Annotated in this window: 14 protein-coding genes; 5 read left to right on the top strand and 9 right to left on the bottom strand. The window is 62.1% G+C overall.

Annotated features, from left to right (window positions below; all coding sequences use genetic code 11):
- Positions 1-57 precede the first annotated feature (57 nt).
- Complete coding sequence (locus AMC88_RS20770) at positions 58-702, top strand: septation protein A (RefSeq protein WP_012485534.1); 645 nt, start codon at positions 58-60, stop codon at positions 700-702.
- Complete coding sequence (locus AMC88_RS20765; RefSeq protein WP_012485533.1) at positions 699-1,286, top strand: DUF2585 domain-containing protein; 588 nt, start codon at positions 699-701, stop codon at positions 1,284-1,286. The genes AMC88_RS20770 and AMC88_RS20765 overlap by 4 nt, the downstream gene beginning before the upstream one ends.
- Positions 1,287-1,325: 39 nt before the next feature.
- On the opposite strand, the gene AMC88_RS20760 is transcribed toward AMC88_RS20765, so the two are convergent.
- From AMC88_RS20760 to ccmA, 5 genes are read right to left on the bottom strand one after another with little or no spacing between them, the layout of a single operon-like run.
- Positions 1,326-1,934 (bottom strand): DsbE family thiol:disulfide interchange protein, encoded by a 609-nt coding sequence (locus tag AMC88_RS20760; protein ID WP_064825732.1) that lies wholly within the window; start codon positions 1,932-1,934, stop codon positions 1,326-1,328.
- Positions 1,931-2,098, bottom strand: a complete 168-nt coding sequence (ccmD, locus tag AMC88_RS20755; RefSeq protein WP_010013142.1) for a heme exporter protein CcmD — start codon at positions 2,096-2,098, stop codon at positions 1,931-1,933. The genes AMC88_RS20760 and ccmD overlap by 4 nt, the downstream gene beginning before the upstream one ends.
- Before the next feature lie 3 nt (positions 2,099-2,101).
- Positions 2,102-2,863 carry a heme ABC transporter permease gene (locus tag AMC88_RS20750; RefSeq protein WP_012485531.1) on the bottom strand — a complete coding sequence of 254 codons (762 nt, stop codon included), beginning with the start codon at positions 2,861-2,863 and terminating at the stop codon, positions 2,102-2,104.
- A 47-nt stretch (positions 2,864-2,910) separates the two neighbouring features.
- Positions 2,911-3,570, bottom strand: coding sequence for a heme exporter protein CcmB (gene ccmB, locus AMC88_RS20745; RefSeq protein ID WP_012485530.1), 660 nt, complete (start codon positions 3,568-3,570; stop codon positions 2,911-2,913).
- Positions 3,567-4,214, bottom strand: coding sequence for a heme ABC exporter ATP-binding protein CcmA (gene ccmA / locus AMC88_RS20740; RefSeq protein ID WP_012485529.1), 648 nt, complete (start codon positions 4,212-4,214; stop codon positions 3,567-3,569). Before ccmA ends, ccmB begins: the two co-directional genes overlap by 4 nt.
- A gap of 262 nt (positions 4,215-4,476) precedes the next feature.
- Here ccmA and acnA point away from each other — a divergent pair, with 262 nt between their 5' ends.
- The 3 genes from acnA (at position 4,477) to AMC88_RS20725 (ending at position 8,834) form a co-directional block, all read left to right on the top strand.
- Positions 4,477-7,167, top strand: a complete 2,691-nt coding sequence (acnA, locus tag AMC88_RS20735) for an aconitate hydratase AcnA (RefSeq protein WP_012485528.1) — start codon at positions 4,477-4,479, stop codon at positions 7,165-7,167.
- 234 nt (positions 7,168-7,401) lie between these two features.
- On the top strand, positions 7,402-8,142 hold the full coding sequence (locus AMC88_RS20730; RefSeq protein WP_012485527.1) for a DUF1223 domain-containing protein: 741 nt from the start codon (positions 7,402-7,404) through the stop codon (positions 8,140-8,142).
- A 290-nt stretch (positions 8,143-8,432) separates the two neighbouring features.
- Positions 8,433-8,834 carry a DUF2794 domain-containing protein gene (locus AMC88_RS20725; RefSeq protein WP_010011188.1) on the top strand — a complete coding sequence of 134 codons (402 nt, stop codon included), beginning with the start codon at positions 8,433-8,435 and terminating at the stop codon, positions 8,832-8,834.
- Positions 8,835-8,840: 6 nt separating this feature from the next.
- Here the strand turns inward: AMC88_RS20725 and AMC88_RS20720 are convergent, their stop codons facing one another.
- The 4 genes from AMC88_RS20720 to AMC88_RS20705 all read right to left on the bottom strand — a co-directional run bounded on the left by AMC88_RS20720 (position 8,841) and on the right by AMC88_RS20705 (position 13,662).
- Positions 8,841-9,398: a GNAT family N-acetyltransferase gene (locus AMC88_RS20720; RefSeq protein WP_012485526.1), complete on the bottom strand. Its 558-nt coding sequence runs from the start codon at positions 9,396-9,398 to the stop codon at positions 8,841-8,843.
- Between the two features lie 108 nt (positions 9,399-9,506).
- Complete coding sequence (locus AMC88_RS20715) at positions 9,507-10,235, bottom strand: Bax inhibitor-1/YccA family protein (RefSeq protein WP_004676875.1); 729 nt, start codon at positions 10,233-10,235, stop codon at positions 9,507-9,509.
- A gap of 179 nt (positions 10,236-10,414) precedes the next feature.
- Positions 10,415-12,958 (bottom strand): ABC transporter permease, encoded by a 2,544-nt coding sequence (locus AMC88_RS20710; RefSeq protein WP_064825731.1) that lies wholly within the window; start codon positions 12,956-12,958, stop codon positions 10,415-10,417.
- Positions 12,955-13,662 carry an ABC transporter ATP-binding protein gene (locus AMC88_RS20705; RefSeq protein ID WP_012485524.1) on the bottom strand — a complete coding sequence of 236 codons (708 nt, stop codon included), beginning with the start codon at positions 13,660-13,662 and terminating at the stop codon, positions 12,955-12,957. The genes AMC88_RS20710 and AMC88_RS20705 overlap by 4 nt, the downstream gene beginning before the upstream one ends.
- Between the last annotated feature and the right edge of the window lie 2 nt (positions 13,663-13,664).

Here is a 13,664-nt window from a genome sequence, read left to right as displayed (position 1 = left end):
AAAGCCTGCAGGGCATGACGGGAACAGGTTTTCAGGAACAGCAGGTTTGACGAACGCATGACCACCGAAAGCGATATCACCCCGAGCGCGGCCGACCGGCATCATCCGCTGTTGAAGCTGGCGCTGGAGCTCGGGCCGCTGTTGATTTTCTTCTTTGCCAATCTGCGCGGCCAGTGGCTGGTGGAGCGGTTTCCTGCTCTTTCGGAACTTGGCGGTCCGCTGTTCGTCGCAACCGGGCTCTTCATGGCAGCGACGGTTTTTTCGCTGATCGTTTCGAAGATCGTGCTCGGCCATCTGCCGATCATGCCCTTCGTCTCCGGCATCGTCGTCGTGATCTTTGGCTCACTGTCGATCTGGCTGCAGAACGAGACCTTCATCAAGATGAAGCCGACCATCGTCAACACGCTCTTCGGCGTCGCGCTGCTCGGCGGGCTCGCCTTCGGCCGGTCGCTGCTCGGCTACGTCTTCAACGCCGCTTTTCAGCTCGATGCCGAAGGCTGGCGCAAGCTCACCATCCGCTGGGGCATCTTCTTTCTGTTCCTCGCCGTGCTGAACGAAGTCGTCTGGCGCAATTTTTCCGACGATACCTGGGTCGCCTTCAAGGTCTGGGGCACGATGCCGATCACCATCATCTTTACGCTGGCGCAGATGCCGCTGGTGCTGAAACACAGTATCAACTTGGAAACGGACGGCGAGAAGTGAGTGCCGCAGACGCCGAATATCGTGTCAGACACCAGAGTTTCTGGTTCGTCGCCTGCGTTGCGGTGCTGGTCGCGCAGATCGTCACCGAATATCTGATGGGCCGCGTGCCGATCTGCGCCTGCGGTTATGTCAAGCTGTGGGAAGGCGGGGTCAATACCAGCGGCAATTCGCAGCATCTGTCCGACTGGTACACGCCGTCGCATATCATCCACGGCTTCCTGTTTTACGGCCTCGGATATCTCATCCTCCGCCGCAAGCCGCTGGCGGCACGGCTGCTCCTGGCGCTGGTGATCGAATCCGGCTGGGAGCTGCTGGAGAATTCGCCCCTCATCATCGACCGCTACCGCACGGCGACGATCGCGCTCGATTATTACGGCGACAGCATCCTGAATTCGGCGATGGACACCGTTTTCATGTGCGTCGGCTTCTTCTTTGCATCGCGGGCGCCGGTGGCGCTGACGGTGGCGATCGCCATTTTCTTCGAGATTTTCACCGGCTACGTGATCCGCGATAATCTGACGCTCAACGTGCTGATGCTGATCTGGCCGGTGGAGGCGATCAAGGTCTGGCAGGGTGGGGTTTAGGCCCACGTCGTTGCAAAGACCCCTCATCCGGAATGATGCTTACGAAGCCGGCTTCGCCAGCGCCTTTTCCATCGCCGGAAACAGCCCTTCCTTCAGGCTGATATCGTCGAAGGGGCCGACGCGTTTGTAGAGGATGGTGCCGTCGGGGGCGACCAGATAACTTTCCGGGATCCCGTAGACGCCCCAGTCGATCGCCGCCTTGCCGTTCGGGTCGACGCCGATCGCCCGATAGGGATTTCCGAGCTCGCCGAGGAAACGCAGGGCGTTGTCGTTCTTGTCCTTGTAATTGATGGCGACGATGATCAGCCGACTGTCCTTCGCCAGTTCCTTCAAGATCGGGTGTTCGTCCCGGCAGGGGATGCACCAGGAGGCAAAGACGTTGACCAGGGTCAGCTTGCCCGTGATCGCCGCATCGGTCAGCGCCGGCAGATTTGCGCCGTCGAGCGGCGGAAGGTTCAGCGCCGGCGCCTTGGTGCCGATCAGGGCCGACGGGATTTCGGCGATGTTCTTGCCATGGAAATCCTGGTCATAGAGCATCTTTGCGGCCGTCGCGGCAATGGCGCCGAAGACGAACAGCGGCAGAAGCGCCAGGGCGTAGCGGCTAAGTCCGCTCGGCTTGCCGGGCTTGGTTTCAGGTGTTTCGCTCATTCGCCGTCCCTCGCGGACGCCGAGCGGCGGCGAATGCCCGCGGCTTCGAGGGCTGCGAGCTCACGCCGGCGCGCCCGGCCGTCGGCCCAGGTCCAGAGCGTGACCGCGATCGTCACGAGCGCCGCAAAGCCGTAGGAGGCGTAGACGTAGAAGGCATGCGTCATGATCTACTCCTCCCGGCTCGCCATCCGGGCGGCGAGACGGCGCTGCGCGGCGATCCGGCGGCGCCAGATCTCGTTCCTCATCGCCATGATGTGCAGGGTGAAGAAGAGGAGGGTGAAGGCGATCGCCATGATGAGCAGCGGGCGCAGGAATTCCGGATCGATCGCCGGACCGCCGATCCTGAGCACGCTCGCCGACTGGTGCAGCGTGTTCCACCATTCGACGGAGAACTTGATGATCGGAATGTTGACGAAGCCGACAAGGGTGAGCACGGCTGAGACCCGCGCCGCCCTCGACGGATCGTCGATGGCGCGGCTCAGCGCAATCAGGCCGAGATACATCAGAAAGAGCACGAAGACCGAGGTCAGGCGCGCATCCCACACCCACCAGGTACCCCACATCGGCTTGCCCCAGAGCGAGCCGGTGACCAGCGCGAGCAAGGTGAAGGCGGCGCCGAGCGGGGCTGCGGCCTTGGCGGAGACGTCGGCCAGCGGGTGGCGCCAGACGAGCGTGCCGATCGCCGAGACGCTCATGATGGTGTAGCACATCATCGAAAGCCAGGCGGCAGGCACGTGGATATACATGATCCGAACGGTCTCGCCCTGTTGGTAATCGCCTTCGGTCGAGAAGCTGAGATAGAGGCCGGCCGCGAAACACAGCGCGGTGATGCAAGCCAGCCAAGGAATGACGCGGGCCGCCAGCGCCAGAAATCGCGTCGGATTGGCGAGATCGCTGAATTTACGGATGGCAAGGCTTATGTCGTTCATGGCCGCTTCCTTATCCCTATCCGGCTGTTCCCGCAATCGAGTGACATTCAATCCGACGTGTTTCGAAGCGCGAGCGCAGCGGCGGCCGGGCCGATCACCGCAAAGAACAGCGTCAGCGCAGTCAGGATGAGGAAGGGCGGCAGGAAAGGGGCGGGATCCTCGACCGCGGCATAGGTGGCGCTGACGCCGAAGATCAGCACCGGGATGGTCAGCGGCAGGACCAGGATCGAAACCAGCAGGCCGCCGCGGGGCAGGGCGACGGCAACGGCAGCGCCGACGGCGCCAATGAAGGTAATGGCCGGCGAGCCGACAAGCAGCGTCAGCATGGTCGCGCCGATCGCTGCCTCGTCCATATTCATGAAGAGGCCGAGCAGCGGCGAGGCGATCACCAGCGGCAGGCTGGTGGCGGCCCAATGGGCGAAGCATTTGACCAGCACGGTCAGGACAAGCGGTGTTTCCTGCATCAGCATCAGGTCGAGCGATCCGTCGTCGCGCTCGGCCTGGAACAGGCGGTCGAGGCCGAGAAGGGCGGCAAGCAGCGCGCCGATCCAGACGATGGCTGGGCCGATGCGCGAAAGCAGCTTGAGATCCGGCCCGACGCCGAAGGGGATGACGGCGACGACGGTCAGGAAGAACAGCACGCCGATCAGCGCACCGCCGCCGGCGCGGATGGAAAGTTTCAGGTCGCGGAGGAAGAGGGCAGTCATCCCCACACTCCCTGATCCACGCCGGCAAAGCCCGTCATTTTCAATTCCTGCATATTCTTCAATCCCAGCGGCTGATGTGTCGCCGCCAGAAGAATGCCACCCTTTGCCAGATGCGCTTCGATCAATCCGGCGAACAGCCGGTCGGCGCTGGCATCGAGCGCCGCTGTGGGCTCGTCGAGGATCCAGACCGGGCGATGGGCGACGAGCAGCTTGGCGAAGGCGAATCGGCGCTGCTGGCCGGCGGAGAGATAGCCGAAGGGAAGGTGGGTTATTCCCGAGAGGCCGACGGCTTCGGCTGCCTCCTCAAGGGACAGGCCGGCAGAAGTTTCCGTTTCGTCGAGAAAGGTGCGCCAGAAATCGAGGTTCTCTGCAACCGTAAGTTCATTCTTCATTGCGTTTCGATGGCCGAGGTAGTGGCTGACCTCGCCGGGATGCCGGCCTTCCCGGCTGCCGTCGCCATGAAAGACGACAGTGCCTTTTTCCGGCCGCAGGAGGCCGGCAACAACACGCAGCAAAGTGGACTTTCCCGATCCATTTCTCCCCGTCAACACAAGCGCCTCGCCGGCCGCCAAGTGAAAGGAAAGATTAACGAAAATCAGATCGTCACCGCGCCTTGCGGCCAGATTTTCGGCGGTGAGATGCATGCATCGGTTCTTTCTTCGTTTTGGCTTCCGGATGGGTCAAAAAATGTCCGATTTTGCTCGTTTCCGGGTATGGCAAGTTTTTAGGAAATTATCTATAAGACCTGCAACCACGCCAGCGGTCGGCGTGAATTTCATCCTTGCGCCGAACTTGGAGCGTCTGCTCCACGTGCGGACAGCGGAAATGGCCGTACCCGCATCCTGATGTGCATTAAGTGCATAGGCGTTCGCACGACTGTGTTGGCTATCAGAAACGGGGTCTCTCGTGTCTAAATCTCTTGACAGTTTCAATTGTCGTTCCACGCTTTCCGTGAACGGGAAGGACTATGTCTATTACAGCCTGCCCAAGGCTGAGGCAAATGGTCTGCCCGGCGTTTCCAAGCTGCCCTATTCGATGAAGGTGCTGCTGGAAAATCTGCTGCGCTTCGAAGATGGCCAGTCGGTCACCAAGGAGCATATCCTGGCCGTTGCCGAGTGGCTGAACAACAAGGGTGCGGTCGAAAACGAAATCGCCTATCGCCCGGCGCGCGTGCTGATGCAGGACTTCACCGGCGTTCCCGCCGTCGTCGACCTTGCCGCGATGCGCGACGCGATGGTGTCGCTCGGCGGCGATCCCGAGAAGATCAACCCGCTCGTTCCCGTCGATCTCGTCATCGACCACTCCGTCATCGTCGATGAATTCGGCACGCCGCAGGCTTTCGCCAAGAACGTCGAGCTGGAATATCAGCGCAACGGCGAGCGTTACCGTTTCCTGAAGTGGGGCCAGCAGGCCTTCAAGAATTTCCGCGTCGTTCCTCCGGGCACCGGCATCTGTCACCAGGTCAATCTCGAATATCTCGGCCAGACCGTCTGGACGAAGGAAGAAGACGGCGAGACGATCGCCTATCCCGATACCTGCGTCGGCACCGACAGCCACACGACGATGATCAACGGTCTCGGCGTTCTCGGCTGGGGCGTGGGCGGTATCGAAGCGGAAGCGGCGATGCTCGGCCAGCCGGTCTCGATGCTGCTGCCCGAAGTCATCGGCTTCAAGCTGACCGGCAAGCTCAAGGAAGGCGTGACCGCGACCGACCTCGTTCTGACCGTCGTGCAGATGCTGCGCAAGAAGGGCGTCGTTTCCAAATTCGTCGAATTCTTCGGCCCCGGCATGGACAACATGCCGCTCGCCGACCGTGCGACGATCGGCAACATGGGTCCGGAATACGGCGCCACCTGCGGCTTCTTCCCGGTTGACGGCGAAACCATCAACTATCTCACCATGTCCGGCCGCACGCATGACCGGATCGCGCTGGTCGAAGCCTATTCGAAGGCCCAGGGCATGTGGCGTGAAGGCGACGGTTCCGATCTGGTCTTCACCGACACCCTGGAACTCGACCTCGGCGACGTCGTGCCGTCGATGGCCGGCCCTAAGCGTCCGGAAGGGCGCATCGCGCTCGAAAACATCGCTTCCGGTTTCGCCGGTTCGATGGATGCCGATTACAAGAAGCCCGGGCAGCTCAGCAACCGCTATGCGGTCGAAGGCACGGATTTCGATCTCGGCCATGGTGACGTCGCGATTGCCGCCATCACCTCGTGCACCAACACCTCCAACCCGTCGGTACTGATCGCTGCCGGCCTTCTCGCCCGCAACGCCGTTGCCAAGGGCCTGAAGACCAAGCCGTGGGTCAAGACCTCGCTGGCGCCGGGATCGCAGGTCGTCGGCGAATATCTCGCCAAGTCCGGCTTGCAGGCCGACCTCGACAAGCTCGGCTTCAACCTCGTCGGCTTCGGCTGCACCACCTGCATCGGCAATTCCGGCCCGCTGCCGGCGCCGATCTCGAAGACGATCAACGACAAGGGCCTGATCGTATCCGGCGTCCTGTCGGGGAACCGCAACTTCGAAGGCCGTATCTCGCCTGACGTCCAGGCGAATTACTTGGCTTCGCCGCCGCTCGTCGTCGCTTACGCGCTCGCCGGCACCGTGCAGAAGGATCTCACCAAGGAACCGATCGGCGAAGACCAGAACGGCAATCCTGTTTATCTCAAGGATATCTGGCCGACCTCGCATGAGGTGCAGGAATTCATCCAGAAATACGTCACCCGCGAGCTCTATGAATCCAAGTACGCCGACGTCTTCAAGGGCGACGTCAACTGGCAGGCCGTTCAGGTTCCGCCGGGCCAGACCTATGCCTGGGACGACAACTCGACCTATGTCCAGAACCCGCCCTACTTCGTCGGCATGGGCAAGAAGGGCACCGGCGTCGCTGATATCAAGGGCGCGCGCGTCCTCGGCTTGTTCGGCGATAAGATCACCACCGACCACATCTCGCCGGCCGGTTCGATCAAGGCGGCTTCGCCGGCAGGCGCCTACCTCATCGGCCACGACGTTGCAGTTGCCGACTTCAACCAGTACGGCACACGCCGCGGCAACCATGAAGTGATGATGCGCGGCACCTTCGCCAACATTCGCATCCGCAACCACATGCTTGGCCCGAACGGCAAGGAAGGTGGCTACACCATCCACTACCCGTCGAAGGAGGAGACCTCGATCTACGACGCCGCCATGCAGTACAAGTCCGAAGGGGTGCCGCTCGTCATCTTCGCCGGTGTCGAATACGGCAACGGCTCGTCGCGCGACTGGGCTGCCAAGGGTACCAACCTGCTCGGCGTCAAGGCGGTGATCGCCCAGTCCTTTGAGCGCATCCATCGCTCGAATCTGGTCGGCATGGGCGTCATCCCCTTTGTCTTCGAAGAGGGCACGACCTGGCAGAGCCTCGGCCTGAAGGGCGACGAACTCGTCACCATCGAGGGCCTGGACAAGATCAAGCCGCGCGAGCGGAAGATCGCCAAGATCACCTATAGCGACGGCACCGTGAAGGACGTTCCGCTGCTGTCGCGCGTCGATACGCTCGACGAGGTAATCTACCTCAACAATGGCGGCATCCTGCAGACGGTGCTGCGCGATCTCGCTGCCTGATCGTTAAGAGCCTGAGATGAGTGTGGCCGCCGGAGAGCGATTTCCGGCGGCTTTTCTTTTGCGGCGGCAGCATTTGAGCAGGCTCACGATGATTTGTTTTCTGCGGCTTCCGGTCGAGCTACGTCTCACCCGTTCGTGACTTTTCGTTTGGACCCGGAAGGATTATTCGTACGTTCATATCTCAGAGCCTCCGGTACCAATCCGCCGTCGGCGCTGAAAAAGAGGTGCAGGTGAATGTCCCCCCGTTTCTTGATCCCGCTGTTCGCCGGTGTTGTTCTCGCAAGCCCGTTGCATGCCGAAGACGGCACCCCGAAAGGCGTCGTCGAGCTGTTCACGGCGCAGGGCTGCTCCTCCTGTCCCCCTGCTGACGCGGCCTTTCGCAAGCTGGTGAACCAAGGCAATGTCATTGCGCTCGCCTATCACGTCGATTACTGGAATTATCTCGGCTGGGCCGATACGCTGAGCTCGAAGGAAAACACCGAGCGGCAGTACGGCTATGCCAGGACGATGGGCCGCAGCAACGTCTACACGCCGCAGGCCATCGTCAATGGGCGCAGTCATCTGGCCGGCTCCGATCTCACCGGCATCAACAGCAAGATCGACATTTACAGCAGCGAAGGCAACGGACTGACCGTTCCCATCAGCGCATCGATGCGCGGCGACGAACTGGAAATCAAGATCGGCGCCGGGCAGGGTAAAGCCAATGTCGTCATGGTCTATTTCGACAAGGAGAAGACGATCGACGTCGAGAAGGGTGAAAACAGCGGCAAGAAGATCTCCTATCTGCACAGCGTCACCAATGTCGAAACCGTTGGCATGTGGGATGGCAAGGCGACCAATCTGACGCTGCCGGCAAGCGTCCTGCAGCGGCCGCAGCTCGAGGGTTGCGCTATCCTGCTGCAGTCGGCGACCGCGGACGGCGATCCGGCCGCGATCCTTGGCGCGACCGTGGTGATGGCGGGCAAAAATATTTGAGATTCATCCGCTTGCGGATGTAGGGTCCGGACGGCCCGGCTGAGCGTATTCGGGGCTGGGGTTAAGGTCGATACGCTCCGCCGGGCCCTTTGGCGCGCTGGCGCCAAACCGGGATGCATAATTCCCCTGCAAATGAGGCGCTGTTTTGACTGAAATGCGGCGCTGCCGAGAAAGCGTCGCCTCTGTCCACAGTCCACTGCGGCCGAATGTGACGGGCCGCACTCTTGCAATTTGTGGCGGCTCGGGCAAACTGTCATTCTCCTGTCACAAGCGGAGGCCTCGGGAGACTGATGACAGATCAGCCGGATTTGCGACACGGCGAAAGCCGCTCCGTCGACAACACTTCCTCAGTCGTCGTCGATCTCAGGGAATACAAGCAAAGCAAAGATCCGCTTCCGGTGACTTTTCATAGGCGCGAACTCGACGCGATCCTCTGGATCTACGGCCGCATGGTCGGCGAGGGCGAATGGCGCGATTACGCCATCGATCACCTGAAAGACAGGGCGGTGTTTTCCGTCTTCAAGCGCTCCGGCGAAATGCCGTTCTTCCGAATCGAAAAGAACCCGAAGCTCGCGGCCAAGCAAGGCGCCTATTCCGTCATCAACGTCAACGGTATGATCCTGAAGCGCGGACACGAGCTCAATCAAGTGCTCAAGGTATTCGACAAGGCCTTGAAGCTGGTCGACAAGTAAGCCTGATCAGCCGGCAAACAACGTCCCGGGATAGGTGGATGGATCCGGATCGGTCGTCGTGCCCGCGCCGAGGCTGCGCTGCATGAGCATCGTATCAAGCCAGCGACCATGCTTGTAGCCTGTGCCCTGCATCAGGCCGACCTCCACGAAACCAGCCTTGAGATGAAGCGCGATCGAGGCAGGGCTCGCACCGCCGATGACGGCCACCATCTGACGAAAACCCAGGGCGGTGCAGCGGTCGATCAATTCGGACATCAGCGCCTTGCCGATGCCTTGACCGCGGGCTTCGGGCGCCAGGTAGATCGAATCCTCCACCATCCAGCGATAGGCCGGGCGGGTGCGGAAAGCCGAGGCGTAGGCGTAGCCGAGGAAGCTTCCGTCGTCATCAATGGCGGCGATATAGGGATATTGCTGGCCGACGATCGCGGTAAAACGCTGCGCCATCTCGGCCTCGGGGGGCGGTGTGATCTCGTAGCTTGCAACGCCGTTCAGGACGGAGTCACGATAGATCCCGGTAATGGCGGAGATATCGGCTTCAGAGGCGTCACGCAGAAGGAAGGACATCGAGCGGTTGGTCCAGCGGCGGGGCAGAACTCCTCTAAAACCATTCCTCCGAAAGCGGCGCAACAAAAAAGGCGGCCGAAGCCGCCTTTTCGATCTTGATGGACCTGCTTATTTACGGTTGCCCATGAACTGCAGCAGGAACATGAAGAGGTTGATGAAGTCGAGATAGAGCGTCAGTGCGCCCATGATCGCCTTGCGGCCGGCAACAGCGACGTCATCAGCTTCGTAGTAGAGCTCCTTGATCCGCTGCGTGTCGTAGGCGGTGAGGCCTGCGAAGATCAGCACGCCGATCACCGAGATGGCGAACTGCATTGCGGACGAAGCCAGGAAGACGTTGACGAGTGAGGCGATGATCAGGCCGAAGAGACCCATGATCAGGAACGAGCCGATTGCCGACAGGTCACGCTTCGTCGTGTAGCCGTACAGCGACAGCGCGCCGAACGAGGCGGCGGTGACGAAGAAGGTCTGAACGACGCTCTGACCGGTATAGATCAGGAAGATCGACGAGAGTGACAGACCGACGAGCGCGGCATAGATCGCGAAGGTCGTCTGGGCGGCGCTCACCGTCATGCTATGGATCCGGAAGCTCAGGAAGAACACCAGAGCCAGCGGCGCCAGAATGACCACCCATTTCAGCGGGCTCAGATAGATCGCCTGGCCGAAAGCGGTGATCTCGCCATTGGAGAACGCGAGTTGGAACGACAAATATGCGGCCACACCGGTGATCGCCAGACCCAGCGCCATCAGGTTGTAGACCTTGAGCATATAAGCGCGCAGGCCTTGATCAATCATCTCGCCGGTCTGAGCGCGGCTTTGATAGTTACGAAGGTCAGCCATAGTTTCCTCTTACAAGCTCCGATGGAGATACGGTGTCGGGGTTTTCGACCCGGGCGCCGCTGCGGAGCTCCAGCATGCCTGCAGACAATATGAGGCCTTCGCCCTTTGCAAACAAGAGGGTTGCAAAGGCCCGGCCGGTTAAATCGCCGTAAGGTGAAGGGTTTGGCGTGTCCCCTCGGTCAAAGTTCGCGCAGAACCGGGGCCGCCTTCTGGCCGAGGATGCGCCAAGTGCCGATCAGGCCGATGCCGACGGTCAGGACGAGCGCCGTCACCAGCGTCAGCCCCGCCACATCGGGCAGAAAGGCCGAGGGCAGGCGCATGATGCGGGCGACGATGAACCAGGCGGCGACGGCGCCGGCGAATAGCGCGAAAATCGCGGTTGCGAGCCCGAGGATCAGATATTCGTAACTGAAGGCGCGGATCAGCATGGCCCGGGTGGCGCCCAGCGTCTTCAGCACTACGGCATCGTGGGTGCGCGCCCGGTTGCCGGCGGCAAGCGCTCCGGCGAGGACGAGGATCGAGGCGATCAGGGCCACCGATGCCGCGGCGCGGATCGCGGTCGCAAGCTGCGCAACGAGCTGATTGACGATGTCGATCGCATCCTTGACGCGCACGCTGGTGATCGTGGGATAGGTGTTGGTGACGGATTTCAAGATCGCCGCATCTTCGGCCGGCGTCGAGGCGGGATCGGTCAGGGTTGCGAGCCAGACATGCGGAGCGCCGCGGAAGGTGTTCGGCGAGAAGACCATGACGAAATTGATCGACAGCGATTCCCACTGGACGCGGCGCAGATTGGCGATCTTGGCCGTGATGTTGCGTCCGAGCACATTGACGGTGATGGTGTCGCCGATCTTCAGGCCAAGTTCGTGCGCTTCTTCCGAGGAGAAGGAGACGAGCGGTTCGCCGCTGTAATCCTTGTCCCACCAGCTGCCTTCGGTCAGCGCCGCGTTTTCCGGCAAGGTGTCGTCGTAGGTGATGCCGCGATCGCCGTTCAGCACCCAGCGGCCAGCGGCCGGCACATTCATCTTGGTGACGTCTTCGCCGTTGAAGGCAACGATGCGGCCGCGCAGCATCGGCACTTCCATGAGCTTGCCATTCGGCGCCTGCGTCTGGACAAGATTGCGGAACGCGTCGACCTCGGCGCTCTGGATATCGACGAAGAAGAAGTTCGGCGCGCCCTCGTTCATGCGGCCGGTCAGCTGCTGGCGCAGGTTTCCGTCGATCAGGGTCAGCGTCACCAACAATGCCAGGCCGAGGCCGAGCGACAGCACCACCGAGGGCGTCAGGGCGCCGGGACGGTGGATGTTGCCGATCGCAAGCCTGAGCGCCGGCGAGTTGACGCGCGGGCTGCGGCGCGCGAGCCAGGCGATCAGGGCGGCGACGAGACGCAGCACGACAAAGGCGAAGACGATCGCACCGACGAAGACAATGGCGATGTAGCGATCATAGGAGGTGAGGACGGCGAGGCCGGCAAGGGTCGCCATGAACAGGGCGGCCAGCAGGATGTAGGGCCAGGACGGCAGGCGGCGGGCCTCGAAGCCCTGCTCGCGGAAGAGGGCCGTCGCCGGCACTTCGCGGGCATGGCCGAGCGGCAGGATGGCGAAGGCGAGCGTCGTCAGGATGCCAAAGAGCGCCGCAAGCAGCAGGGCGCCGGGATAGAGCGCCGGCGCGGTGGATACCGGCAGGAATTGCGCCAGGAACTGGGCGGCGAAGATCTGCGACAGGGCGCCGATGACGAGGCCGATCATGATGCCGCCAAGGGCGATGATGGCGATCTGGAAGAGATAGATCAGAACCACGACCTGGGCCGGTGCGCCGAGGCATTTGAAGCTGGCGATGGTGGTGCGCTTGGAATCGAGAAAGGCCCGCACGGCGTTGGCGACGCCGACGCCGCCAACGATCAGCGCCGTGAGGCCGACCAGCGTCAGGAACTGCGAGAATCGGGTGATGTTTTCGGTAAGCGAGGGAGCGGCGCGGTCGCTGGTGCGGACAGCCCAGCCAGCGGAGGGAAATTCCTTGGCGGCGCGCGCCTGGATGCCCGGCATTGCGCCCTTGTTCTCCAGCCGGATCTTATAGGCATGTTCGACCAGGCTTCCGGTCTGGATCAGGCCCGAGGCCTCGAGCGCCCGGCGGCTGACGAGCAGGCGCGGCGCAAAGCCAAAACCTTCCGAGAGGGCGTCCGGCTCGGTCTTGACGGTGCCGGTAATGCTGAGTTTGACGTTGCCGAGCAGCAATTCGTCACCGACCGCAAGGCCAAGCCGGTCGAGCAGCAGCGGCGCTGCGACCGCGCCGTAGGTGCCGCTTTGGGCCGACAGCAGGGCGGCAAGCGGATAATCCGGCTCGGCCGCGAAGCTGCCATAGAGCGGGTAGGCGTCGTCGACGGCCTTGACTTCGACCAGCGCCTGGTCGGAACCATCAGGCTTGCGGGCCATCGAACGCAGGCCGGTCGACACCGAGACGGTGCCGAGACTTTCGAGGAAGGCCATCTCCTCAGCTGTGGCCTCGCGGTTGTTGAGCTCGAAGCGGACGTCGCCGGCCAAGAGCTCCTGCCCCTGCGAGGCGATCGTGTCGGTGATCGACTGCGAAACCGAATTGACGGCGGCAATCGCGCCTGTACCGAGGGCGATGCAGGCGAGGAAGATGTAGAAGCCGCGAATGCCGCCGCGCAGCTCACGGAGCGCCAGGCGAAAAGCAAGTGCGGTGCGCGGCGCGATCATTCTCATGCGATTGCCGCCTCGCTGCGGCGGGCGGCGCTGTCGCCTTCGATCCGGCCGGAGCGGACGCGGATCTGGCGCGAGCAACGGTTCGCAAGCGAGACGTCGTGGGTGACGAGCAGCAGGGTCATGCCGCGTTCGGCCTGTTTGGAAAACAATAGGTCGGCGATCTGGCGGCCGGTCTCGGTATCGAGATTGCCGGTGGGCTCGTCGGCGATCAGCAGAGCGGGCGAGGGGGCGAGCGCCCTAGCGATCGCGACGCGCTGCTGTTCGCCGCCGGAAAGCTGGCCGGGATAGTGGTTCAACCGTTCGCCGAGGCCGACCGAATTCAGCTCGCGGCGGGCGATTTCGAAGGCGTTGCGGACATTGGCGAGCTCCAGCGGCACGGCGACGTTTTCCAGCGCCGTCATATTGGCAATCAGGTGGAAGGACTGGAAGACGATGCCGATGTTACGGCCGCGGAAGTCGGCGACCTCGTCCTCGCTGAGCGCATGGAGCGGCGTGTCGTTGATGTTGATTTCGCCGCTGTCGAGCTTCTCCAATCCGGCAAGCACCATCAGCAGCGTCGACTTGCCGGAACCGGAAGGGCCGACGATTCCGACGGATTCGCCGGCTGATATATCGAGGTCGATGCCCTTCAGCACATGGACGGAAGCGGCTGCACTGCCAAGGGTCAGATCGGCGCCCTTCAACTCGATGATGGTTTTTGCCAACA

The organism is Rhizobium phaseoli, from assembly GCF_001664385.1.
GTDB classification, from domain to species: Bacteria; Pseudomonadota; Alphaproteobacteria; order Rhizobiales; family Rhizobiaceae; genus Rhizobium; species Rhizobium phaseoli.
This window is presented reverse-complemented; position numbering and strand designations above follow the sequence as displayed.